Source organism: Metasolibacillus sp. (genome assembly GCF_025291715.1).
Classification (GTDB): Bacteria; Bacillota; Bacilli; order Bacillales_A; family Planococcaceae; genus Metasolibacillus; species Metasolibacillus louembei.
This window is the reverse complement of sequence record NZ_JAMBIZ010000002.1, coordinates 208941-233726: the sequence shown is the minus strand read 5'-3', so window position 1 is coordinate 233726 and position 24786 is coordinate 208941. Positions and strand designations below refer to the sequence as shown.

At 39.7% G+C, this 24786-nt stretch carries 24 protein-coding genes; 20 read left to right on the top strand and 4 right to left on the bottom strand.

Annotated features, from left to right (window positions below):
* Positions 1-16 precede the first annotated feature (16 nt).
* The 3 genes from M3Z76_RS02805 to M3Z76_RS02795 form a co-directional block, all read right to left on the bottom strand.
* Positions 17-877 carry a hypothetical protein gene (locus M3Z76_RS02805; protein ID WP_293920755.1) on the bottom strand — a complete coding sequence of 287 codons (861 nt, stop codon included), beginning with the start codon at positions 875-877 and terminating at the stop codon, positions 17-19.
* A gap of 1 nt (position 878) precedes the next feature.
* Positions 879-1427, bottom strand: a complete 549-nt coding sequence (locus tag M3Z76_RS02800; RefSeq protein ID WP_293920754.1) for a sigma-70 family RNA polymerase sigma factor — start codon at positions 1425-1427, stop codon at positions 879-881.
* A 138-nt stretch (positions 1428-1565) separates the two neighbouring features.
* Positions 1566-2093, bottom strand: coding sequence for a transcription repressor NadR (locus tag M3Z76_RS02795; protein ID WP_293920752.1), 528 nt, complete (start codon positions 2091-2093; stop codon positions 1566-1568).
* 140 nt (positions 2094-2233) lie between these two features.
* On the opposite strand from M3Z76_RS02795, the gene M3Z76_RS02790 reads away from it, so the two are divergent.
* From M3Z76_RS02790 to M3Z76_RS02750, 9 genes are all read left to right on the top strand, one after another.
* Positions 2234-3109: a LysM peptidoglycan-binding domain-containing protein gene (locus M3Z76_RS02790; protein WP_293920751.1), complete on the top strand. Its 876-nt coding sequence runs from the start codon at positions 2234-2236 to the stop codon at positions 3107-3109.
* Position 3110: 1 nt separating this feature from the next.
* The gene (locus tag M3Z76_RS02785; protein WP_293920749.1) at positions 3111-3935 is read left to right on the top strand and encodes a phosphotransferase; all 825 of its coding nucleotides are present in this window, start codon (positions 3111-3113) and stop codon (positions 3933-3935) included.
* Between the two features lie 109 nt (positions 3936-4044).
* Positions 4045-4665 (top strand): Holliday junction branch migration protein RuvA, encoded by a 621-nt coding sequence (gene ruvA / locus M3Z76_RS02780; RefSeq protein WP_293920746.1) that lies wholly within the window; start codon positions 4045-4047, stop codon positions 4663-4665.
* Positions 4666-4677: 12 nt separating this feature from the next.
* Positions 4678-5679, top strand: coding sequence for a Holliday junction branch migration DNA helicase RuvB (gene ruvB / locus M3Z76_RS02775; RefSeq protein ID WP_293920744.1), 1002 nt, complete (start codon positions 4678-4680; stop codon positions 5677-5679).
* Positions 5680-5695: 16 nt separating this feature from the next.
* On the top strand, positions 5696-6733 hold the full coding sequence (queA, locus tag M3Z76_RS02770; RefSeq protein WP_293920742.1) for a tRNA preQ1(34) S-adenosylmethionine ribosyltransferase-isomerase QueA: 1038 nt from the start codon (positions 5696-5698) through the stop codon (positions 6731-6733).
* A 105-nt stretch (positions 6734-6838) separates the two neighbouring features.
* Entirely contained in the window at positions 6839-7984 is a 1146-nt protein-coding gene (gene tgt / locus M3Z76_RS02765; RefSeq protein ID WP_293920741.1) for a tRNA guanosine(34) transglycosylase Tgt, read from the top strand.
* Positions 7985-8110: 126 nt separating this feature from the next.
* The gene (yajC, locus tag M3Z76_RS02760; RefSeq protein ID WP_293920785.1) at positions 8111-8359 is read left to right on the top strand and encodes a preprotein translocase subunit YajC; all 249 of its coding nucleotides are present in this window, start codon (positions 8111-8113) and stop codon (positions 8357-8359) included.
* A 168-nt stretch (positions 8360-8527) separates the two neighbouring features.
* Positions 8528-9337 carry an SH3 domain-containing protein gene (locus M3Z76_RS02755; RefSeq protein WP_293920740.1) on the top strand — a complete coding sequence of 270 codons (810 nt, stop codon included), beginning with the start codon at positions 8528-8530 and terminating at the stop codon, positions 9335-9337.
* 76 nt (positions 9338-9413) lie between these two features.
* Positions 9414-10061, top strand: a complete 648-nt coding sequence (locus M3Z76_RS02750) for a DUF421 domain-containing protein (protein ID WP_293920739.1) — start codon at positions 9414-9416, stop codon at positions 10059-10061.
* Here M3Z76_RS02750 and M3Z76_RS02745 read toward each other — a convergent pair.
* Complete coding sequence (locus M3Z76_RS02745; RefSeq protein WP_363319825.1) at positions 10035-11537, bottom strand: putative polysaccharide biosynthesis protein; 1503 nt, start codon at positions 11535-11537, stop codon at positions 10035-10037. The genes M3Z76_RS02750 and M3Z76_RS02745 overlap by 27 nt on opposite strands.
* Positions 11538-11619: 82 nt before the next feature.
* On the opposite strand from M3Z76_RS02745, the gene M3Z76_RS02740 reads away from it, so the two are divergent.
* From M3Z76_RS02740 to M3Z76_RS02690, 11 genes are all read left to right on the top strand, one after another.
* Positions 11620-11925, top strand: coding sequence for a post-transcriptional regulator (locus M3Z76_RS02740; RefSeq protein WP_293920734.1), 306 nt, complete (start codon positions 11620-11622; stop codon positions 11923-11925).
* Between the two features lie 371 nt (positions 11926-12296).
* The gene (secDF, locus tag M3Z76_RS02735; RefSeq protein WP_293920732.1) at positions 12297-14561 is read left to right on the top strand and encodes a protein translocase subunit SecDF; all 2265 of its coding nucleotides are present in this window, start codon (positions 12297-12299) and stop codon (positions 14559-14561) included.
* Positions 14562-14644: 83 nt separating this feature from the next.
* Positions 14645-15700, top strand: a complete 1056-nt coding sequence (locus M3Z76_RS02730; RefSeq protein ID WP_293920731.1) for an SMI1/KNR4 family protein — start codon at positions 14645-14647, stop codon at positions 15698-15700.
* 113 nt (positions 15701-15813) lie between these two features.
* Positions 15814-16218 (top strand): LapA family protein, encoded by a 405-nt coding sequence (locus M3Z76_RS02725; RefSeq protein WP_293920730.1) that lies wholly within the window; start codon positions 15814-15816, stop codon positions 16216-16218.
* 91 nt (positions 16219-16309) lie between these two features.
* Positions 16310-18610 (top strand): single-stranded-DNA-specific exonuclease RecJ, encoded by a 2301-nt coding sequence (gene recJ, locus M3Z76_RS02720; RefSeq protein ID WP_293920729.1) that lies wholly within the window; start codon positions 16310-16312, stop codon positions 18608-18610.
* 3 nt (positions 18611-18613) lie between these two features.
* On the top strand, positions 18614-19126 hold the full coding sequence (locus M3Z76_RS02715; protein WP_293920727.1) for an adenine phosphoribosyltransferase: 513 nt from the start codon (positions 18614-18616) through the stop codon (positions 19124-19126).
* A gap of 229 nt (positions 19127-19355) precedes the next feature.
* Entirely contained in the window at positions 19356-20012 is a 657-nt protein-coding gene (gene lepB, locus M3Z76_RS02710; RefSeq protein ID WP_293920725.1) for a signal peptidase I, read from the top strand.
* Positions 20013-20185: 173 nt separating this feature from the next.
* Positions 20186-22375, top strand: coding sequence for a RelA/SpoT family protein (locus M3Z76_RS02705; RefSeq protein ID WP_293920724.1), 2190 nt, complete (start codon positions 20186-20188; stop codon positions 22373-22375).
* Between the two features lie 13 nt (positions 22376-22388).
* On the top strand, positions 22389-22829 hold the full coding sequence (gene dtd, locus M3Z76_RS02700; protein ID WP_293920723.1) for a D-aminoacyl-tRNA deacylase: 441 nt from the start codon (positions 22389-22391) through the stop codon (positions 22827-22829).
* Positions 22830-22970: 141 nt separating this feature from the next.
* Entirely contained in the window at positions 22971-24212 is a 1242-nt protein-coding gene (locus M3Z76_RS02695) for an AAA family ATPase (RefSeq protein ID WP_293920722.1), read from the top strand.
* Positions 24205-24780, top strand: coding sequence for a hypothetical protein (locus tag M3Z76_RS02690; RefSeq protein ID WP_293920720.1), 576 nt, complete (start codon positions 24205-24207; stop codon positions 24778-24780). The genes M3Z76_RS02695 and M3Z76_RS02690 overlap by 8 nt, the downstream gene beginning before the upstream one ends.
* Positions 24781-24786 lie beyond the last annotated feature (6 nt).

Below are 24786 nucleotides of genomic sequence, written 5' to 3'. Positions count from 1 at the left end.
CTTTCTAGCTATTTTTTTATTCAGTATCCTGTAATGTGAGCGTTAGTGTATCATAGGAATCACCAGTAATAACAAGCGTATAGTAATCACTGTAAGAGTTATCTAAAGAAAACGGCTGTGCGATTTTTCCTCGCTGTTTATTCCCTTTATCATCTTTATAGTCAAAGCTGACATCCAACGTAATTGCATGATGGAATGTATCCTCCGCACGAGGAATTTTGAATGACAAGGAGCCATTATTTTCAATATTGTTTTTTGGCACTGTGTAGTTCTCCCCACCGATTGTCAATTCAACATTTGATAGGTTAATTGCTGATTGGTTGACAAATTGTAGTTCGTATTCCTTGCTTAAATAGCGGGAAGAGCTATATCGATTGCCATCTGGGTCTACAACAATACGCGGTGCAATTTTTTCAAATGTTAAAATCAGCTCTTTGTCGCTATAAACAAAGTAAGTTGTTCCTTCTGTTTTGACCGAAACATTATGATAATTCAGCTGTCCGGGTGGTACTTTAAAATGCTCTTTACCCTCCATCTCTTCCTCAGTGAAAAGCGACTTAGGGACGATGACTAGGGTATTGTCCTGAAAATAAAAATATGAAATATGCTCACCGTGCCGTTGGGTGTTGAATATTTGACCATCTAAATCGCTATTTGAAATACGATAGCTTGCTGACTGTTCTTTTTGCAAATAAGTGGCACCAATTAATAGAAAAATAATAGCTGAGAAAGCGAGTACGATGCGCGGCATCCAACGCGCTTGTTTTTTCTGCTTTGTTTTTGCATGAATTGTTGCACGTTCTCTATGGGTAAATTGTGCTTCTCGAAAAATATGCTGCTCCAAAGCGGCAGGTAAATTTTTAAATTGCTTTTCCATATTAATCCCTTCCTTCTAACAAAGTTTTCAATTTCTCGCGAGCTCGCTTTAAACGTGTTTTTACTGTATTGTCACCACAGCGTAATATGGTTGCGACTTCATGAACAGATAATTCCTCATAGTAATAAAGCAAAATGACTTCTCGATATTTGGTAGGCAATGTGAGTACAGCATGTGCTAATGCTTCATTTATTTCTTGTTGGATTACAAAATGCTCCGCATGCAGCGCGGTAGGGAGCTGTTGATCAAAGCCGCTATCCTTCACAATGATTCGCTTAAACCATGCTGTACGGTAATAATCCTTTGCGCGATTAATGGCGATACGATAAATCCATGCTTTATATGATTGGATAGTATGTCTTTTGTTGTATTGCTCGTAACAGGTAAGGAAGACATCTTGCACAATTTCCTGTGCCTTGCCCCAATCCTGAACATAGCTAAAGGTAAGCTTTGTGAGTGGTAGTCCGTATGTATCCATTAATGTATCAAGCCATGCTTCGGGTGTATCCAATACCGTATCGAATGGGATATTTTCTGCTCGTGTCATCATCTCACATCCTTTCTTGCCCCTAAGACGACGTAAAAATGGAATGCGTTTCAAAATTTAGAAATAAAATTACGTTCCAGATTGTATTTTGTGACCTTGGCCTAATGAAAAAGCTGTCGGAAAAAAATTCCGACAGCCATTTTAATTTTCTACTAAATAGCCTTTTTTTCTCAATCGTTCCTCAGCTAAATCGAGCAAGCCTTCAGAAGATGCGCTAATGATGTGCATATGTGTGCCATCTGTGAGCGCGGATAAATAACTGGCATTAGCATCCTCGATACGCTTCACAAAAGCCTCTACTTCGGGGCGATTGGATACCATAATGGAGGCAGTAATTTCTCCATAAATTGCATGATCGACAATCACATTTTGAATCGTCACACCGCAATCGACAATCGTATACATCTCGTCCAATGCTTGCTCAGCACTATGTGAACAAACGATTTTGCGCTCAATATAAGCTGCTTTTTCTAAAGGCATATATAAATAGCCCTGGCTTGTAGAAATGATTGGCTCATTGCGTGCCTTTAATAAGTTCATATCGTTGACAATCACTTGGCGTGATACATTGGCATGCTTTGCTAAATCTGTGCCTGTAATTGCTTTACCAGCTGTTTTTAATAATGACAATAGCTCGTATCGGCGTTCTTCGCCTAACATTTTTTTCATGCTGTCACCTCCGAATGATTTTATGTATATCAATAATTTGTCCAAACATAGTGTAACATGAGAGCGTCTTGATGCGCCTAAAAGATTTGTGTCCATTTTTTTATTTTCACATATGATAAAGCGAGAAAAGGAGGATGCCCATGCGAGTTCATGTTGTCCAAAAAGGCGATACACTCTGGAAAATTGCAAAGCAATACAGCATTGGCTTTGATGAGCTAAAACGTTTAAATGCACATTTAGCTAATCCAGATTATATCGTGCCAGGAATGGAAATTTATTTGCCAGACGGTCATCACGTGAAGGAGAAACCAAAAGAACACATTAAGGAAAAGCCGATTGAAAAGCCACACAATGTTGTGCCACCACACACACCGGCACCGCAGCCACCGAAAGTGGAGCAACCAATCGCGCCACAGCCACACTGGCAGCCACCGCAGCCTGTATGGCCAGAGTTCAATTTATACATGCCTTGGCATATTGATATGATGCAAATGCAGCCGATGATGCCACCACCACAAATGCAACAGCCAATCATGCCAGCACCGCAGCCACCGATGATGCCGTTACCAGAAGTGCAAAAGCCACCAAAAGTGGAGCAACCAATCGTACCACGTCCTGAAATTCAACAACCGCCACAAGTACAGCAGCCAATCATGCCGTTACCAGAAGTTCAACAGCCTATGTTACCACCAATGCAACAGCCGATGTTTCCACAAATGATGCCATGTCAGCCAATGCCACCGATGTGTATGCCACCAATGCAGATGATGTGTTGTAGCCCAATGCCTATGCCATACGATATGATGATGTATCCACAAATGCAAATGCCAATGCAGCCATATCCAAATATGCCACAGTTTGTAGAAGGAGAGCAGCAAGCTTCGCCTATGATGGAACATGGAATGTGTACAGAAAACATAAGTGACGAAATGAATCAGCCTTACCCATATGCTCCATGCCCGCAAATGATGCCATTACCATGTCAGCCAATGCCATGCCCACCATGGCAATATTAATATGTACATTAAGCACAATTGCTGGAAATGGCAAACGGCAGCAGGCGCATTTTTTGTTAAAAAATATGATGATATAGTAATTGAAAAAAAAGTTAAAAATATTCATCAAAAACTAGCTAATATCCATTTTCCTTATCATATTCCGATAGCGAACAACAACGATGGGCTTGTGATTCAAAAGTGGCATGAGGGACGTAGCGCCCGCTTTCAAGAAAAGGAAGAGCGATTGGCGGCTGTTAATTGTTTACAGGCACTTCATGATACGAGCACAAGCATTAATTGGCAATTGGAGCCGTTACCACGTCAACACCTACCGCGAAAATGGCGTGCACGATTTGAGCGCTTTTTAATGCACGAACAGGCCTTAACACAGTATTTGAAAAATGACTATGAAACAATTATTCAAATGGCATATAAAGGCTTACGCAATATGCAGCCAGTTCCAATGCAATTAGGGGAAGCAACCTTATTACATGGCGATGTAGTGCATCATAATTTTTTGAAAACAGAGCACGGCATGCTGCTAATTGATTTTGATTTAGCGGTGCTTGGCTCTCCAATTGATGAGATGATTTTATGGATGCACCGAGCGCTCCCAAATGTCGATTATGATGTAGCATTGCTTTTAAAGGAGCATCCTTATACAGAGATTTGTAAGACGCAGCTCTCTTATATTTACTATCCTAATGAGTTGTTGCGAGAATGGCTATATATTTTGCAGTTAGATAAGGAAGAGCGCGAGCCTTTTTTAGATTACTTAATACCGTTTACTAAAAAAGCATTACGACATTGGCCAAAATTAATTGCACAAATCGAGCAATACTAGAAAGATGTCTGAAAAGCATTGTGCGTGCTTTTCAGACATTTGCTAGTTCGTTGTACAGAAATGCCGAACAAATATGCTATAATGAATGCATGATTGTGAGGGATGAAAGATGTATGATTATTTAAAAGGACAGGTGACGCGTATAACGCCTGAATACATCGTCATAGAGCAGCAAGGAATTGGCTGGCGATTGTTTACACCGAATCCATTTGCCTTTCAAAAAACAGCGAATGAGCAACAAGTTTTTTTACATATGCATGTGCGTGAGGATGCGCAATTTTTATATGGATTTACAAGCTTAGATCAGCGTGAATTATTCCGCAAGCTCATCCAAGTTTCAGGAATCGGACCAAAGGGCGCCTTGGCGATTTTAGCGACAGGCAACCCTGTGCAAGTTATTCAAGCGATTGAAATGGAGGACGAGTCCTTTTTAGTTAAATTCCCAGGCGTTGGTAAAAAAACGGCACGCCAAATGATTTTAGATTTAAAAGGAAAGCTTGGAGCGCTGTTAGATAATGTGGAGCTACCGAGCGCAGAGGAAGAGCTGCCATTATTCGGCGCTAATCCGTATAAGCATGAGCTAGAAGAGGCACTATTAGCATTAACAGCACTTGGTTATGCAGAGCGTGAGTTAGCAAAGATACAGCCTCAGCTTGAAGCGGATGAGACATTAACGACGACGGATGCTTATATGAAACAGGCATTACAGCTACTATTGAAATTAAAGTAGGAGGAATTAACAATGGCAGATCGAGTGATTTCGAGCGAAGCGAATGCGGCGGAGGAACAGCTCGAGTATTCTTTACGCCCGCAGTCACTTGCACAATATATTGGGCAGCATCAAGTGAAGGATAACTTGAAAATTTTCATAGAAGCGGCGAAGCAGCGACAGGAATGCTTAGACCATGTGCTACTTTACGGACCACCAGGGCTTGGGAAAACGACATTAGCTACAGTCATTGCCAATGAGATGGGTGTACAAGTGCGTATGACAAGTGGACCAGCGATTGAGCGCCCAGGTGATTTAGCGGCAATTGTGAGCAGCCTAGAGCCTGGCGATGTATTATTTATTGATGAAATTCATCGCCTGCCACGTGCGATTGAGGAAGTGCTGTATCCTGCGATGGAGGATTTTTGCTTAGATATCGTTGTCGGCAAAGGACCAGAAGCACGCTCCATTCGCTTGGACTTGCCCCCGTTTACATTAGTTGGTGCGACAACGCGTGCAGGTGCATTATCAGCCCCATTACGCGATCGCTTTGGTGTCCTATTGCGTCTTGAATTTTACGATGAGGATGCATTAGCTCAAATTGTCATGCGCAGTGGGCAGCTTTTCGATGTGGAAATGGACGAAACTGCCGCCTATGAAATTGCTCGTCGCTCAAGAGGAACACCTCGTATAGCGAATCGTTTATTAAAGCGAGTACGTGATTATGCACAGGTCATTGGTAACGGGCAAATTTCGCTGTCGCTTGCACAGCAGGCACTTGAATTACTGCAAGTCGATCCGCTCGGCTTAGACCATATTGACCATAAGCTGATGCTTGCAATGCTAGAGCGCTTCCGTGGCGGTCCTGTTGGTTTAGATACGATTGCAGCATCTATCGGCGAGGAGCGCGTGACGATTGAAGATGTGTACGAGCCCTATTTACTGCAAATTGGCTTTGTCCAACGAACGCCACGCGGACGCATTGCGACAGCACTTGCATATGAACATTTTGGCATAGCGCCACAACAATCTTAAATAAAGGACGTTTGTTATGAAAGTAGAAGATTTTGATTTTGATTTACCAGAACAATTAATTGCCCAAACACCGCTATTAGACCGCACTGCAAGTCGTCTATTAGTCGTTAACCCCCATTCTACGGAGCTAGAGCATCATCAATTTGCGCATATTGTAGATGAATTGCATGCAGGGGATTGCCTTGTCTTGAATGATACGCGCGTATTACCTGCACGCTTAATGGGTGTCAAGGAGGATACAGGTGCAAATATTGAGCTATTGCTATTAAAGCAAACGAATGACGATGAATGGGAAACGTTAGTGAAGCCTGCTAAACGTGTGAAAATCGGTACGATTGTGACGTTTGGTGAAGGCTTATTACGTGCGGAGTGCATTGGGGAGCTTGACCATGGTGGACGCATTTTTAAATTCCAATACGAAGGTATTTTTTATGAAATTTTAGAGCGCTTAGGGGAAATGCCTTTACCGCCATATATTCGTGAAAAGCTTGACGATCAGGAGCGCTACCAAACGGTGTATGCAAAGGAGCGCGGCTCAGCCGCTGCACCAACAGCAGGCTTGCATTTTACAGAGCCATTGCTAGAGGCGATTCGCGCAAAAGGCGTGGAAATTGCTTTCGTCACATTGCATGTAGGTCTAGGTACATTCCGCCCTGTTAGCGTTGAATCAATTGAAGACCATGATATGCATTCCGAATTTTATAGCGTATCTGAAGAAACGGCTGCTATTATTAACCGCACAAAAGCGAATGGTGGCAAAGTGATTGCTGTCGGTACAACATCGACACGTACACTCGAAACAGTTGCCTCAAAGCATGATGGAAAAATCGTTGCAGAGCAAGGCTGGACAGCTATTTTCATTTATCCTGGCTACGAATTTAAGGCGGTGGACGGCTTGATTACGAACTTCCATTTGCCAAAATCGACCTTGGTGATGCTAGTGAGCGCTTTAGCAGGTAAGGAAACGATTTTGCATGCCTATAAAGAGGCTGTAGACGAAAAATATCGCTTCTTTAGCTTCGGCGATGCGATGTTTATTCGTCCAGCAAAATAAATTGCTATTTATAGCAACACATTATAAAATAAATTTTTGTGTGCATCGTCACATAGTTAAATCCGAGGTACTGTTTTTACCTTTAAGAGAGAGGGATTTTTTTCAATGACACAACCAGCAATACGCTATGAATTAATTAAAACATGTAAGCAAACAGGAGCACGCTTAGGTATCGTGCATACGCCACATGGCTCGTTTGAAACGCCAACATTTATGCCTGTTGGAACACAGGCAACGGTGAAAGCAATGTCACCAGAAGAACTAAAGGAAATGGATGCAGGCATTATTTTATCAAACACGTATCATTTATGGTTACGTCCAGGTAATGATATCGTCAAAGAGGCGGGGGGTTTGCATAAATTTATGAACTGGGATCGCCCAATTTTAACGGATTCAGGCGGCTTCCAAGTATTTTCTTTAAGCAAATTCCGTAAAATTGAGGAAGAGGGCGTTTATTTCCGCAACCATTTAAATGGTGATAAGCTATTTTTAAGCCCTGAAAAGGCGATGGAAATTCAAAATGATTTAGGCTCAGATATTATGATGGCTTTTGATGAATGTCCACCATATCCAGCAACATATGATTATATGCTGCAATCTGTTGATCGCACAACGCGTTGGGCAAAGCGCTGTAAAGAAGCACATGCACGTCCAGAGGAGCAAGGCTTATTTGGTATTATTCAAGGAGGGGAATACGAGGACTTGCGCCGTCGTTCCGCAGAGGCACTTGTTGAATTAGATTTCCCAGGCTATGCAATCGGTGGTTTATCTGTAGGTGAACCAAAAGATATCATGAACCGTGTACTCGAATTTACTGCACCATTAATGCCTGAAAACAAGCCGCGTTATTTAATGGGCGTTGGCTCACCAGACTCTCTGATTGATGGCGCGATTCGTGGTATCGATATGTTTGACTGCGTATTACCAACACGTATCGCCCGCAATGGTACATTAATGACATCGGAAGGGCGTATGGTCATTAAAAATGCAAAATACGCACGCGATTTCCGTCCAATTGATGAAAACTGTGATTGCTACACATGTAAAAACTATACGCGTGCTTATGTACGTCATTTACTGCGCACAGAGGAAACGTTCGGCTTACGTTTAACGTCTTACCATAACTTACGCTTCTTAATTAAATTAATGGAAGATGTACGTCAAGCAATTCGTGAAGACCGTTTAGGAGACTTTAAGGAAGAATTTTTCGAGAAATATGGCTATAATGTGCCGAATCCGAAAAACTTCTAAGCGAAAAAGTGACGAAAGTAGAAAATTTCAGAAAAAAATAGTTTTCTAATCGCTTTTTTAGTATCGTTTATACTATACTTAAAAAGTGAGATTTTGAAAGGGGGAAATACTTTGAGTGGCACATTAATGCAACTAGTACCAATTTTAATCATGTTTGTTGCGATGTGGTTTATTTTAATCCGTCCAGCACAAAAAAGACAAAAAGCGACGGCAGAAATGCAAAACAGCATTAAACGCGGTGATCGCGTTGTGACAATTGGTGGCTTACATGGTGAAGTAGATGCGATTGAAGATGCATTTGTATATTTAATCATTGCAGATAACGTACGTGTGAAATTTGAAAGACAAGCAATTGGTCGCGTTGTAGTAGACTAATTGACTAGAAGCTGTTAGAAAAGTAGGAAATGCTACTTTTCTAGCAGTTTTTTTATTTACTAGAGCCTCACAAAGTTAAAGGTTTTTTCTACTCCACTATATATTGCTTATTTTGTTAGGGAAATGGTATGATTTTTTAAATCCTCTTAGCATAAAGGAGAGAAAAGTATGAAGCGAATTATTATTGTAATGATAGCACTTTTATTGGTAGTATTAGGTACCGTCTATCCAAGTGACAAAATCGAAGCTACGGGCAAAATGATGTATGTCAATGCTAAAAGCGATATTATTTTACGTGATAAACCGGCAAAAGACGCTAAGCAATTGAGTACAGTAAAAAATAAAACAGCGGTCACAGTTTTAGGTACAACAAAGGAATGGTCACATATTCAAGTTGGTAAGCAAAAAGGCTATGTATATTCTTCGGCTTTATCTGCGAAAAATCCGAATAAAAAAGAAGCGCCTGTTGTGACAGGTGGATTATATCCTAAAGTAGGACTTGAACTTGTATATATTCCAGATATTTTAGGGAATGTTAAGAGCAAGTACTATACTCTTGGCGAGGACAAACCTCAATATGCCTCAGATAAAACATTCAGTTCTAACGTTGGTTTATATTCGAATGTTGGTGATAGTTACGCGGACATCTCGATTGTAGATGTTGTTCGGAAAGGCTCAACGGCAAAAGAACTATGGATTGGTACAGGAACGGTACCATGGTATATTTATATGTATCCAATGAAAGAGGGAACATATACATATGGCTGGTCGGTAAATATAGGGGAAGAAAGGGAATTAGATAAAATTTTTGTAGAAAGTACATCGAAGACAATAACAGTAAAAGCAGGCACTTTCCATAATGTTGTTATTTTAAAGCATCCAAATAATTACCGCCACTATTTTGTGAAGGGAGTAGGGCTTATTAAATCAACAGATGGAAAAGGTAATATTATTGCAGAGTTAATTTCAATTAAATAAAGCTTATCAAAATGGTTAGAAAATAGTATAAAAACCCTCTTTCTGCTCACAATAAGCAAAAAGAGGGTTTTTGCGTATGGAAGAGTATTTATTAATTATTGCGCGAACAATTTTTCTTTATTTCCTTGTGCTGTTTGTCTTTCGCATTATGGGCAAGCGTGAATTAGGTGAATTAAGTATTTTGGATGTAGCGGTATATGTACTAATTGCGGAAGTTGCTGCCCTGGCGCTTGAAGACGTGGATAAGCCATTTTTTAAATCTGTTTTACCAATTATACTACTGTTTGCTATTCAATATATAAATGCCATTTTTATTTTAAAAAATAAGCGCTTGCGTGATGTAATTGACGGAGATCCAACGATTGTTGTACGCGATGGGGTGATTTTAGAAAATGCGATGGTGAAGCAGCGTTATAATTTAGATGATTTATTTCAGCAAATGCGTGAGCAAGGCATCAGCTCTGTGCAATCGATTGCCTTTGCTTTTTTAGAGCAATCAGGAAAGCTATCCATTTATATGAAAGATGGACCAGCCTTCGTTTTGCCAATTATTGTCGATGGTTATTTGGATAAAAAGCACTTACGTTTAATTGGCAAAACAGAAGAGTGGCTGGAGGATGAGCTACGTGCACAAGGCGTTTATTCGGTAAAGCGTGTTTTTTATGCCTCTTATGAGGGAGGACAATTGTATGTGCAATTAAAGTCGCGAAAAAATAGCTCGTAAATAACGCAAATCTGTCCAGCGAATTTGGCGCATAATGATAAGTAAAAATGTCACCATGAGCAATGTGATCGCATTATCAATCCAAAAATGCCCTGTCAATGAAATAAATGATTGAAACGTCGCGACGACGATAAATATCCCATAAGGTACAACAAAAATTTGATAGCCGACACCGATGCGAGGATGCTGACGCAATGTAGCGATATGTAAAAATGATGTAATTAATACACCAAAGCCAATCGCAATAATTGCTCCCTTTTCTTGGATAAATGGCTGGGAGGCGAGCGCAAATAAAATAAAGAGCTTGGCTAAACCGCCATAGACAGAATTCATCATTGCGGCACGTGCCTCATCAACAGCCTGTAAAATGGAGTGCAAAGGACTTTGCACATAATAAAAGTAAAAAATAGGTGCCAAAATTTTCATAAAGCCCCGATTTTCCTCTAAGTGAAAAAGCTTCATTGCAAGCTCGTCACCATAAATGAAAAAATAGGTGGCGGCGAAGCAGCCGATAATAGAAGAAAGGCGCAAGGAAACAGCGACACGCTCGGTTAGTACCGCGGTATTATTGCGTGCAACAGCATCGCTAACGGCTGGAATCAGGACGATAGCTAACGCATTTGGTATGAACGATGGAAATAGCAGTAATGGAATATGCACACCAGAAATAACACCATACAGCGTAGTGGCGGCGGTGGCAGCAAGCCCCGAAACGGTCAATGCTTTTAAAAAAATAATCGGCTCTAAAAACCATGTAAAGGTGCCAAACATTTTACTACCAGCAGAAGGCAGGGCAATGCGAAACAGTGGTGCAGCGGGATAACTATTTGTCTTTTGACTATATTTCTCCTTAGCATAATGAAAGGCTAAAAATAGCAAGGAGAAAATTTCACCGAGCAATGTAATAAGCATAGCACCTGCTGCGGTAAGACTCGCATCTGTATGAACAAAGTAGGGCAAAAGCAGCGTAACGAGCGCGATGCGTAATACTTGCTCAAGTAATTGTGCCCAAGCGGTAGGTGTAATTTTTGCTAAGCCTTGCAAATACGCTTTAATTAAGCTTGCATAAACAACGATTGGCACCGTTAGCAGTGATACCTTTAATGTAAGGGCAATCGCTTCATTTTGCAGCAATGTGCGCGCTAGCCATGGCAATGAAAAATAAAGCGGCGGCAATAAGATGATAATGGCAATTGTGGAAATAAAAATAGCCTTTGCCATAACGGCTTGTACATCGGCATCGCGCTTTTTTGCTCGAAGCTCTGCTGTCAGCTTTGCTACAGCAATTGGCAAGCCGAGCTGGGCGATAGAAATGAAAAAAATAAAGGTTGGATAAGCGGTCATATAAATACCGACTGCTTCTTCTCCTGCAACACGCATAAATTGCATGCGATAAAGAAAGCCGAAGCATTTCGATAAAAAAATGACAACGATTAAAAAAATTGTACCTTTGATAAATGATGCCACTAGCGCCATCCCTTCTCAATTTATCTTTTTTGATATACACTATTTGTATGCAGGACGAGTAGTGATTACAACTTTCAAACAGAGGTGGGCTATGATGACGATTCGTTATAACGAGCTTTTTGACCATGTGTATGTTGTGCTTCAAAGCAAGATAGAAGAATTTCGTTTTCTTCAATATCGATCACTAACAGAGGAGGAGCTTTGGAATTATTGCATCGACCGGAAATGGCGTAAAAAAGAAATTGAAAGCTTACCTATTGCAGAGATAGTAGCAACAGTTTTTGATTTAACACCATCGGAAGTATTAAATTATCATCGATTCGTATCTCATCAAGCATTGGATTTACAAAGCGAGCTAGCTGCCGTGCTATTTCACGCAAAAAGTAATAGTCTGTGAACAGTAATAAAAAGATAAGCTAGATGAAGAGAAATGTGTTATTCAATATTTGACAGCTAGCCAATCGTGTTTCATAATAAGCATATTGTGTGCATTCGTTTTTTAGAATGGCTTTTTAAGGCTGCATCATGTAGCCGCTACATAAGTGAACGGAGAACATGGCGCATAGGCGCTTTTTCTCATGGTTTAATGAATGTCCAAATATTAACTGAACCAAGAGAAAGGCCCCAGCGGATGTCACGGATTTTGAAGAGAAGACCTGCATGATGCAGGTCAGTTAAGAGCTTGCTCGAAAAAATCCAGACGCAATTATGCCAAGGCGTAATTGATTATGCACAAATTCGTGCGTTAAGTTTAGAGGAGGATTTACAATGAAATTAGCAAACCGTATTATTACCTTTACACTAATTGTTTTATTGCTATTTACAGGTATGGGTACAACGGTTCAAGGAGTTTTAGACAAAGTAAAACTCGGCTTGGATTTACAAGGTGGCTTTGAAGTATTATACAAAGTGGAAACATTGGATGGATCAACGGTGACACCAGCTGTTTTAGCTGATACGAATGCTGCGTTAAACCGACGTGTCAATGCCTTTGGTGTGAGTGAGCCTTCCATTGCAGTAGAAGGGGAAAACCGTATTCGTGTACAGCTAGCTGGCTTAGATGACCAATCATCTGCTCGTGAGCTTTTATCAAGTACGGCAAACTTAACATTCCGCGATGTGGACGATAATATTTTATTGGACGGCACGGATTTAAAAGAAAATGGTGCAAACGCAACATTTGGCGATCGTAACCAGCCGATTGTGACATTAACATTGAAGGATGCATCGAAATTTGCAGAAGCAACTCAAAAAGTGCTAGAAAAAGGACCAGGTAAAAATCTACTGGTTGTTTGGCTAGACTTTGAAGAAGGTGTAGACTCTTATGAAGCAGAAGCAGGGAAGGAAAATCCTAAATTTGCCTCTGCTGCAACAGTAGATCAAGTATTAAATACAACAAATGTAATGATTCAAGGGAACTTCTCAGTAGATGAGACGAAAACTCTTGCATCCATTTTAAACTCAGGCTCATTGCCTGTAAAATTAACAGAAATTTACTCAACTTCTGTTGGGGCACAATTCGGTGAAAAAGCATTAACAAGCACGGTATTTGCAGGTGTAGTAGGGGTACTTATTATTTTCGTATTCATGCTGCTGTATTACCGTTTACCAGGTATCATTGCGATTGTGACATTAACGGTCTTTACGTATCTTGTCCTCGTTGTTTTCAACGGTATTAATGCGGTATTAACGTTACCAGGGATTGCTGCGGTTGTGCTTGGGATTGGGATGGCTGTTGATGCCAACATTTTAACGGCTGAGCGTATTCGTGAGGAATTGCGTGTTGGTCATGATGCGAAAGAAGCATTCCGACTCGGTTCAAAGCAATCACTATCTGCGATTGTCGATGCACAGTTAACAACATTGCTTGTAGCCATCGTTTTGTTCTATTTTGGGACAAGCTCTGTAAAAGGCTTTGCGACAACATTAATTATTACGATTTTATTAAGCTTCGTGACAGCTGTTTGGGGCTCTCGCATGCTGATAGGCTTACTTGTCAATAGCGGCTACTTTGATAACCCTGCTTGGTATGGCATTGCAAAATCGAAGCAGCATAAATTAGAAGAGGGCTATAAAGCGCTTGATTTAACAACGAAATTTGATCGCCTTGACTTTGTAGGGCATCGTCGTAAGTTTTATGCTTTCTCAGTAATTATTTTAGTTGTAGGTATCGCCATTATCGGTATTTTCCGCTTAAATTTAGGCATCGATTTCTCAAGTGGTACACGTGTGGAAGTTTTAGCAGACCGTGCGGTTACGCAAGAGGAAATGGTGGCATATTTCGATAAAATTGGCATTGCCAATGAAGATGTTGTGATTTCGGGTGAAGAGCAAAATATTGCAGTCGCTCGTTATAAAGTAGAATTTTCACAGCAGGAAATTTTAGATTTAAAGGCAAAAATCAAAGAGGACTTTGGACATGAGCCAAGTGTAAGTGCGGTGTCCTCAACAGTCGGAAAAGAGCTTGTGAAAAATGCCATTAAAGCATTAATCATTTCGACGATTGGTATCATTATTTATGTAGCGATTCGCTTTGAATGGCGCATGGGAATTGGAACGATTGTATCCTTACTACATGACGTATTCTTTATCGTAGCGATTTTCAGCTTGCTGCGCTTAGAGGTAGAAATTACGTTTATTGCCGCAGTATTAACAATTGTTGGTTATTCCATTAACGATACGATCGTCACATTTGACCGTATTCGTGAAAATGTCGACCATGCAGGGAAGATTGAGACGAAGGAAGAGCTGGCGAATATTGTCAACAAATCGCTTCGTCAAACGATGGGACGCTCTGTCAATACAGTCTTAACGGTAATTATCGTTGTTGTGGCATTGATTTTCTTAGGAGCACCATCGATTCAAAACTTCTCTATCGCCTTATTAATCGGTCTTGTGACAGGTATGTATTCATCTATCTGTATCGCAGCGCAAATCTGGTATTCATTAAAAGTACGTGAAATGAATAAAACAGGCGGCGCTGTCGTGAAAAAAGAGAAAAAACAATGGGGTACAGACGAGCCTGTTGTATAAGCTATTGGTTGTTGAAAAAGTGGATGTATATCTGTCTTTCTCAACAGCCTTTTTGTTTTTTCTAAAATAGAAGGGAGCTTCATATGACGCATATTACATTGAATCCGGGTAAGTTTCAAATAAATGCAGTAGACATTATGCTGCCGATTGCGATTACTCAGCTAGAGGAGATTTTAGGACCTGCACATTTGACGATAAAAAAATACAATCACGTCTACACATGGTCAAGCTTGGGGATTTGTGCCTTTTCTAAAAATGGTCAGATTGTCGAAAGCCTAAATGTGTATTTTACGCTAGAAATATACGATTATGCACCAAATCATCCATTTGATGGGCAATTCCTCATAAATGATACAGAAGCTCACAGCTATTTTGCACAGCATCAAGATGAACGAATAAAACTATTTGATGGCGATCGAGGTGGCGCCTTTATTATGAATGGGATTAGCGCATGGTTTGACTTGGAGCAAGGCAAGATACAGGGCATTTCAATAGAGAAATATCATGCTGTAGAGCAACCACATATTGAACCATTACCTGTAGATGAACAATACACGCATTTGATTGCGTTATGGAATCAATGGCAAGAGGCACTTCGTAGCATGATGCAAGAAAATAATGATTACTATAATTTGACACAGGGTATTACAGCGCAACAGCTAGAAGAAGCTACACGACAATTAGCACTGCCAGCAGCGTTAACCAATTTTTATAAAATACATAATGTGAAATGGCATCCAGTTACCTCTGCATTTTGCTTCTCGATTAATGGATGGCAATATGATCTTTTACCATTTCAAAATATTGTGAAAGAACGACAATTATTAAATATGGAGATAGAGCCAGAGCCAAGTGATATATTTTCTAATAAGCTAAAGATAGATGGCTATTGTAATTCGAAGTGGATTCCTTTTGCGGAAGGGCGCAATGGCGATTATTTATTAATCGATACCGACCCAAGCCCAACAGGAACATACGGACAAATTATAGAGCTACAAAATGAATCATGGCAACGCCTTGTCGTAGCGAATTCTTTAGAAGACTTAATTCAAGCAGAAATTGAGCTTATTTATAAAGAGGGCAAGGAGAAGTATCAATTTATAATAGAGGAAGGAGCTTTTGGAGGATACGGAGAATAAAATGTATAGAAGCTATCTTTTTAGCCATTCATTAATATATCAATAGGCTGAATTTGATTTACGCATAACCAAATACAGGATAAAATAGAGAGAATAGAGGAGGTAGTGTATTTATGAAAAACCAATGGACATTATTAATCGGCTTAGTTTTTGCCATTATCATCGCCATCTTTGCGGTTGTCAATGTGGACCAAGTGCCTGTTAACTATATTTTTGGGGAGGCATATTGGCCGCTGATCCTTGTTATTTTAGGCTCAGCCTTGATTGGCGCTGTGATCTCAGCATCGTTCGTCTTTTTCAATTTGTTTAGCAAGACGCGTCAAATTAAGCATTTAACAAAAGATGTAGAGCAACGAGACCAGCAAATTGAGCAATTGACAAAAGATGTAGAGCAAAAAAGTGAGGAAATACAACAGTTAGAAAAAGATTTGCATGCGAAAGAAAAGCAATTAACGAAACAACAACATGTGCAATTGCCAAACGTAGAGCAAGAAATTATACCAGCCGAAGAGCAATAATGGAGAGAGCCCTTGAAAAAGTATTTTGCTTTTCAAAGGGTTCTTTTACTTTATTATTGGTATAATGAGAACGTTAAAGGAAGTGAATGAAATGGCGAGTATAAACAAAAAATGGGTAATCCAACGCCCGAATGAACAGCATGTAGAGCATTTGCAAAAGCAATTAAAGCTATCGCCAATCGCGGCAAAAATTTTAGTAGCACGTGGCTGCCAAACGGTTGAGCAAGCACAAAAAATATTATCAATGGATGAACAGGCCATACATGATCCATTTTTATTACATAATATGGACAAAGCAGTTGCGCGCATTGAACAGGCGCTTGAAGCTGGAGAAAAAATATTAATTTACGGTGACTATGACGCCGATGGTATTACGAGTACGACCGTCATGCTCCATACATTGCTGGACTTAGGAGCAGATGTCGATTTTGTTATACCAAATCGCTTTGCGCATGGCTATGGCCCAAATGAGCAATTATTCCGTGAGGCGTATGACAATGGTGTGCAATTAATTATTACCGTCGATAACGGCATTAGCGGTATTGAGCCGATTCGTGTAGCGAAGGAGCTAGGTATGGATGTCATTGTGACAGATCACCATGAGGCAGGAGAAGTGTTACCACCTGCAGATGTGATTATCCATCCACGTGTACCAGAGGGGCATTATCCTTTCGGTGAGCTTGCAGGTGTTGGCGTTGCCTTGAAAGTGGCACATGCCTTATATGGAGAAATACCTACGCATTTATATGAGCTAGCAGCAATAGGAACAATTGCCGACTTAGTTCCTTTAGTCGATGAAAATCGCTATATCGTTAAGCAAGGAATTAAGCATTTACGCCAGTCACAAAGCCCGTGGGTTGAGGCTTTTTGTAAAGTGGCAAGTGCGAAGCAAGCAGAAATTAACGAGGAAACGATTGGCTTTTATTTTGGTCCACGCTTGAATGCCATTGGGCGTCTTGGAGATGCAATGCCAGGTGTCCACTTTATGATGAGTGAAGATGCGGAAACAGCAAAGGAGCTAGCTGAGCTGCTAAATAGTAAAAATGCGGAGCGTAAAAATATTGTTGCGACTATTACGGAAGAAGCAGTTGCTATGATTGAGTCAGATGACAAGCTAAAAAATGCGCATGTGTTAGTTGTGGCACAAGAAGGCTGGAATCCAGGTGTTGTAGGAATTGTTGCTTCAAGGCTTGTTGAACAATACTATCGACCAACAATTGTGCTATCACTTGATACAGAGAAGGGGACAGCGAAAGGCTCAGCCCGCAGTATCGAGGGCTTCCATTTATTCAACGAGCTAGCAAAAAATCGCGATATCTTGCCACATTTCGGGGGGCATCCAATGGCAGCAGGTATGACCTTAGCAGCAGCGCATGTAGAGCAGCTACAAATGCGTTTAAATGAGCAGGCAAAGGCTTGTTTAACAGAGGAACAGCTCATTCCGAAGCTCACAATTGATATTCCTCTAGAGTTAAGTGAGATCACAGTAGAGGCAATTGAAGAAATCGGGCAGCTCGGTCCATTCGGTACAGATTTTCCAAAGCCTGTTTTCGCGTTAGAGCAAGTAAAGGTAAGTGCTATGCGTAAAATTGGCGCAAATGAAAATCATTTAAAATTAGAGCTGGATGATGGCTATTGTACAATGGATGCAGTTGGCTTTAACAAAGGCTATTTATTTAATGAAATATCCTATGGTGTCGCCTTATCCTTTGTTGGTGATTTACAAATTAATGAATGGCAAAACCGCAAAAAGCCACAATTTATGGTACAGGATGTGCAATCAAACGAATGGCAATTATTCGATTTACGCGGGAAAAAGCAGCTCGTGAATATTCCACAGGAAGAAACGCTATTTGTTGTTTTTGATGAGCAGCTCGTGCCTTATTTCGAACAGCATGTGCCAGTAACACTTGCGGAGCAAATAGTGGGACAAAAACCATATGTAGCGGTGCTTGATTTACCGCCTAATGAGGAGCGCTTAGCAGAGCTACTGCAACGCTTACAGCCACAGCGCATTTATGCTCACTTTTATACAGCATCGTCACAGTATTTTAGCGGTATGCCAACGCGTCAGCATTTTAGCTGGTATTACAGCTTTTTAAAGAAGCGCCCGAACTTTGCTTTACAGCAGCATATCGAGCCACTTGCGAAGCATATTGGGCTAAATATTGACGTAATTAATTTTATGACAAAGGTGTTTTTTGAGTTAGGATTTGTTACAATAGAGAATGGTCTGACGACAGTCGTTGAAAGTGCACCCAAACAGGCATTGGAGACAGCTCCGTCATACAAAGAACGTTCAGCACAAATACAATTAGAGCAAAAGCTGTTATATGCAACATATAGTGAGCTAAAGCAATGGTTAGATGGACAAATGTCTAGGGAGGACTAGGAAATGGATTTAAAGCAATACGTAACAACGGTCGAAAATTGGCCAAAAGAAGGAATAAGTTTTAAAGATATTACAACGATTATGGATAATGGTCAAGCCTATAAATATGCAACAGATCAAATTGTGACATATGCGAAGGAATTAGGCGCAGAAGTGATTGTAGGACCAGAGGCGCGCGGCTTTATTATTGGCTGCCCAGTAGCATATGCGCTAGAAATCGGCTTTGCACCAGTGCGTAAGCCAGGTAAATTACCACGTGAGGTAGTGAGCGTGGATTACGGCTTAGAATATGGACAAGACACGTTAACGATGCACCGTGATGCGATTAAACCAGGTCAAAAAGTAATGATTTGCGATGATTTATTAGCGACTGGCGGTACAGTAGAAGCAACAATTCGTCTAATTGAGCAACTTGGCGGTATCGTTGTAGGCTGTGCATTTTTAATTGAGCTAACAGAATTAAGCGGACGTGACAAAATTGGTAGCTACCCAATTAAAACATTGATTGAATATTAAGAGGAAAGGCGGGAAATGCAGGCTGAAATCTGCGTTTCTCGCCTATTTTTTGTTGAAGTGTTTCCTAGTTGTGCAGTTCGTATAGCCTAGTTTATCCATTCTAACGGAGGTTAGAGCAATATCTAGAGTTTGCTTCACATACAAACTCTAAATTATTAAACATTAATGTGTTTTTATGGTATTTTTAAAATGAAGTAAATTTACCAATTCATAGAAAGAGGGATGCTAGATGAGAAAAAGCTATACCATTGTTGGGCTGATTGTGCTTGCTGTTGCTATTGTTATGTTTGTTGTCCTGCGCAAAGAAGCTGTGCTTGTAGATACGACAACACCTGAAAAGCTTACACCTGTAGCACAAACGGCAGATACCTTTTTAGTAGAATGGCGTGCAGATTCGATGGATAGAGGGGATCATGATTTGTATACGCAAGTGCACGGTATGCTCGTTGTTTCTTCAAATGTGTCAGAGCTACAAAGAGGGCTGATTGTGTATTATGAAGTGCCACCACAATTCTTAAAAGAAAATCCTAACTTGTTATCGCCTACTCTAGGTAGGGTAGTTGGCTTACCAGGAGAAACCGTGGAAATTAAAAAGGGTAAAGTATATATAAATGACCAACGCCTCGATGCGTTTTATGGTGAAGCCACAAAGTATGGAATGAATAAAGAGCAGTGGTATGCTAGAGAAAATAAAAGAAAGCAAACGAAAGAGCAGGAGCAACAAACGGAGGCATATTATAATTTAGCAATGCCAACTGTTACAGTAGAGGAAGGAACTATTTTCGTTTTAGTGGATGCTTGGTGGCGTGGGTATGATAGTAGTTATTTCGGTTTAATTCCAGTAGAGACAGTGAAGGGGATTGTGCTTGGGTATGAAGAGTCATAAAAAATAGAGGCTGCTTAGAAAGGGAATTTTCCTGCTAAGCAGTCTTTTTTGCTTGCCAAGATTGCTGTTACGAAAAATTTCATGCATAACGCACCTTTACAACATACATCTCTTTTTTATAAAATGGAGTTTATACATGAATCGTGAAAATCTATGGACAAGGTGGATATACAATGGCGAAAGAACAAATTTTAGCGCCCGAAGATGTTTTCGAGCTCGTTAAATCGTATATGAATAATGAACACGTTGACTTTGTGAAAAAAGCATATGAGGTGGCAAAGGAAGCGCATAAAGAGCAGTTCCGTAGCTCAGGAGAACCATACATTATTCACCCTGTACAAGTAGCAGGCATATTGGCTGAGCTGCAAATGGACCCAGCAACTGTTGCAGCAGGCTTTTTACATGATGTGGTTGAAGATACCACAATGACACGTGAAGATTTAGTGCGGGAATTTAGCGAAGAAGTTGCTTTGCTTGTCGATGGTGTGACAAAGCTCGGGAAAATTAAATATATGTCGAAAGAGGAGCAACAAGCAGAAAATCATCGTAAAATGTTTGTTGCAATGGCACAGGATATTCGCGTTATTTTAATTAAGCTAGCAGACCGTTTGCATAATATGCGTACATTAAAGCATTTACCTAGTGAAAAGCAGCGTCGTATTTCCAACGAAACTCTAGAAATTTTTGCACCACTTGCCCACCGTTTAGGAATTTCCACAGTAAAGTGGGAGCTGGAGGATACAGCACTCCGCTATTTAAATCCGCAGCAATATTATCGTATCGTCAGTTTAATGAAGAAAAAGCGCGATGAGCGTGAAGCGTATTTAGATAATGTCATGGATGAAATTAAATCACAGCTAGATGACATTGAGATTGACGCAGATATTTATGGACGACCAAAGCACATTTATAGCATTTATCGCAAAATGGTACTGCAAAAAAAGCAATTCAATGAAATTTACGATTTATTAGCTGTGCGCATTTTAGTTGATAGCATTAAAGATTGTTATGCGGTGCTCGGCATTGTGCATACGCTATGGAAGCCGATGCCAGGTCGTTTTAAAGACTATATTGCCATGCCGAAGCAAAACTTATACCAATCGTTACATACGACAGTTATCGGTCCGTATGGTGACCCATTAGAGGTGCAAATTCGCACGAAGGAAATGCATAAAATTGCTGAGTACGGGATTGCGGCACACTGGGCATATAAAGAAGGCAAAACGGTGGAACGCCATAAAGAAAGCATTGACCAAAAATTAAGCTGGTTCCGTGAAATTTTAGAATTCCAAAATGAATCATCCAATGCCGAAGAATTTATGGAATCGTTAAAGTTCGACTTATTTTCAGACATGGTTTACGTCTTTACACCAAAGGGCGATGTCATTGAATTGCCAGCAGGCTCTGTGCCGATTGACTTCGCCTATCGCGTCCACTCAGAGGTCGGCAATAAGACAATCGGAGCAAAGGTAAATGGCAAAATGGTACCGCTCGATACGCCGCTGAAAACAGGCGATATTATTGAAGTATTAACATCAAAGCAATCGTTTGGCCCAAGCCGCGATTGGATTAAAATTGCGCAAAGCTCACAGGCAAAAAATAAAATTAAGCAGTATTTCAAGAAAAACTTGCGTGAGGATAGCATTATCAAAGGTAAAGAATTAATTGATAAGGAAATTAAAGCGCAGGAATTTGATGTAAAAGAAGTGCTAACATCAGAAAATATGAAGCGCGTTATTGAAAAATTCAATTATACGCATGAAGATGATATTTATGCTGCTGTCGGAGTAGGTGGCATCACTGCACAGCAAATCGTCAACCGCCTAGCGGAAAAAATGCGCAAGGAGCGCGAGCAAGAGGAAGCGCTTGAAAAAATCGTTAAGGAAATGCAAAATCCGAAGCCAAAGCGCACAACAGAGTCAGGTGTTATTGTTAAAGGAATTGATAATTTACTTATTCGCTTATCACGCTGCTGTACGCCTGTGCCAGGGGATGAAATCGTTGGCTTTATTACAAAAGGACGCGGTGTTTCTGTACACAGAGCAGATTGTCCGAATATTCAAGATGATGATAAAGAGCGTTTAATTGCTGTAGAATGGGAAGCTGGTGCAATAGAACGCAAGCAATATCCTGTTGATATTGAAATTTCTGCATATGACCGTCACGGCATTTTAAACGATGTTATGCAGGTCGTTAGCGAGTCAAAGACGAATATTTTAGCTGTTGCAGGACGCGCAGACCGAGAAAAAATGGCGACATTGCATTTAACAATTTCGATTTCAAGCATTAATGAATTAAATAAAGTTGTCGATAAAATTAAACAATTGCCTGATGTTTATTCAGTGCAGCGTGTAATCAACTAACGGAGGGATTTTTATGAAAGTTGTGCTACAACGTGCAAAAAACGCTTCCGTTACAGTGGATGGCAGCATAACTGGAGCAATCGACAAAGGCTATGTGCTACTAGTCGGTATTACGCATACAGATACGCTAGAAGATATTCACTATGTAGCAAAAAAGATTGCAGAATTGCGTATTTATGAAGATGAAAACGGCAAGATGAATCGCTCGATTTTAGAAGAAGGTGGGGCGATTTTATCTGTCTCGCAATTTACGCTCTATGCGGATGTCAAAAAGGGGCGTCGCCCAAGCTTTATCGAGGCGGCACGTCCTGATTATGCAGAAGGTTTATGGCAAGCCTTCAACGAGGAGCTAAGCACATACGGCTTGCAAGTTGAAACAGGCATTTTCGGTGCCATGATGGATGTCGCCTTAGTGAACGATGGTCCTGTGACGATTATTGTGGAGTCTAAATGAAAAGTGGCTGTTATAAAAGTTTGCTTAAAGCGAGACTTTTGTGACAGCCATTACTGTATGAACATTTAGTTCTCGTGCTATAATAAGAAGAGAAAACATAGAATAATTGTATGTAAATGGAGAAAGAAAGGATGTAAAAAGATGAAATTATCCTTAAAAAATATAGGGAAAATTAAAGAAGCATCCATTGAAATAAAAGGAATAACAGTAATTGCAGGGGAAAATGATACAGGGAAAAGTACAGTTGGGAAAACATTGTTTGCGGTGTTCAATAGTTTTTATCAGATTGAGGAGCAGATTAGGGAGGAACGTATTGGAAGTGTTGAAGAGATACTAGGTAGTTTATATAAAAATCAAAGTCAAACATTATTTCTTATTGAATATACAAAAATGCCAGCAAAAAAAATTGTTGATAATATTGAAAGATATTTATCTGACCCAGCAATCTTAACAAAAGAATTCTATTCTTTATACAAAAATAGTATAGACGATGAAAGCTTGGATGAGGCTTGTAAAGATATTTTAGCGGTGTTAAATGTATCCAGTGGAGAGATTATCAAGGCTATTTTAAATAAAAAATTAGATTTAGAATTTAACGGTCAAATTAATAATGTTTTTGCAGACGATAGGGGATTAATTCACCTAGCAATTAAAGAATCTATTATGTCAATTTCCCTAACTAATAATGTGGTTAAGGAGGTTAAAGATAGTATTTCACTTAAAACAGAAGCTATTTATATTGATGACCCGTTTGTATTAGATCAAGTTCAGCGTGTATGGTTTTCTCGTAGTTATAATAATCACCGCGATCATTTAAGAGACAAACTTACGATAGAACATAATGAGGGGAAGGTCATTAACAAAATTATTGCAACAAATAAATTTGAGCATATTTATAATAAGATTAATGCCGTTTGTAGTGGGGATGTTGTTAAAATTGATCATTTAGGTATTGGTTATAAAAAAGGTAAATCAGATAAAATATTAGATGTACGAAACCTCTCATCTGGCTTAAAAACATTTATTATTTTAAAAACTTTATTGACAAATGATGTATTAAAGCCGAATGGCACGATTATTTTGGATGAGCCTGAAATTCATTTACATCCAGAGTGGCAATTATTATTTGCGGAGTTGATTGTGTTGATTCAAAAAGAATTTGGCATGCATATTTTATTGACTACCCACAGCCCTTATTTCTTAAATGCGATTGAAGTGTATTCAGCCAAACATGGCATCGCGAACAAATGCAAATATTATTTGGCAACAGTGAAGGAAGAGACTTCTTTTATTGAGGATGTATCTGATAATATTGAGATCATTTATAGCAAATTAGCAAGACCTCTTCAAGATTTAGAAAATGAGAGGTATCAGGATGATTAATATTGAAGGTTTCCCTATTTTTCAAAATCATCTTTTCCCCTTAAAAGAGTTATCTAAAGATAACAGCGATAAGGCGAATATTGTTTATATGACAAACTCTGAGATGCTAGCAGTAGATTTTGATCAAGTAAAGACGCAGTATGCGAATGGATTAGGCTTGTCAGAGGAGGTTGCATCCTCTTGTGATGCTATCACTTATCATACAAGTCATGTTACGTTTATTGAGTTTAAAAATGGTAATATGAAGAATGCGAAAGCGAATGTGAAAAGTAAAATTAAAGATAGCTTATTGATTTTTTGTGATTTAACAAACACAAAAATTGCTGATACACGTGAGAAAGTTGATTTTATTTTGGTATATAATCAACAGAAAAATCCAGTATCGAATCAAGAGAAGAACAGTATCGCAGACTCTAAATCAAGAGATGCTATTGCTAAATATTTTTTAGCGAAAGGAAAGCAAGAACTTATTCGATTTGACTTAGAACGATTTCAAAAGCTATATTTCAGAAAAGTCCATACTTACACAGAGGAAGAATTTGAGAAACATTTTGTCAATCTTCTGTAGTAAAAC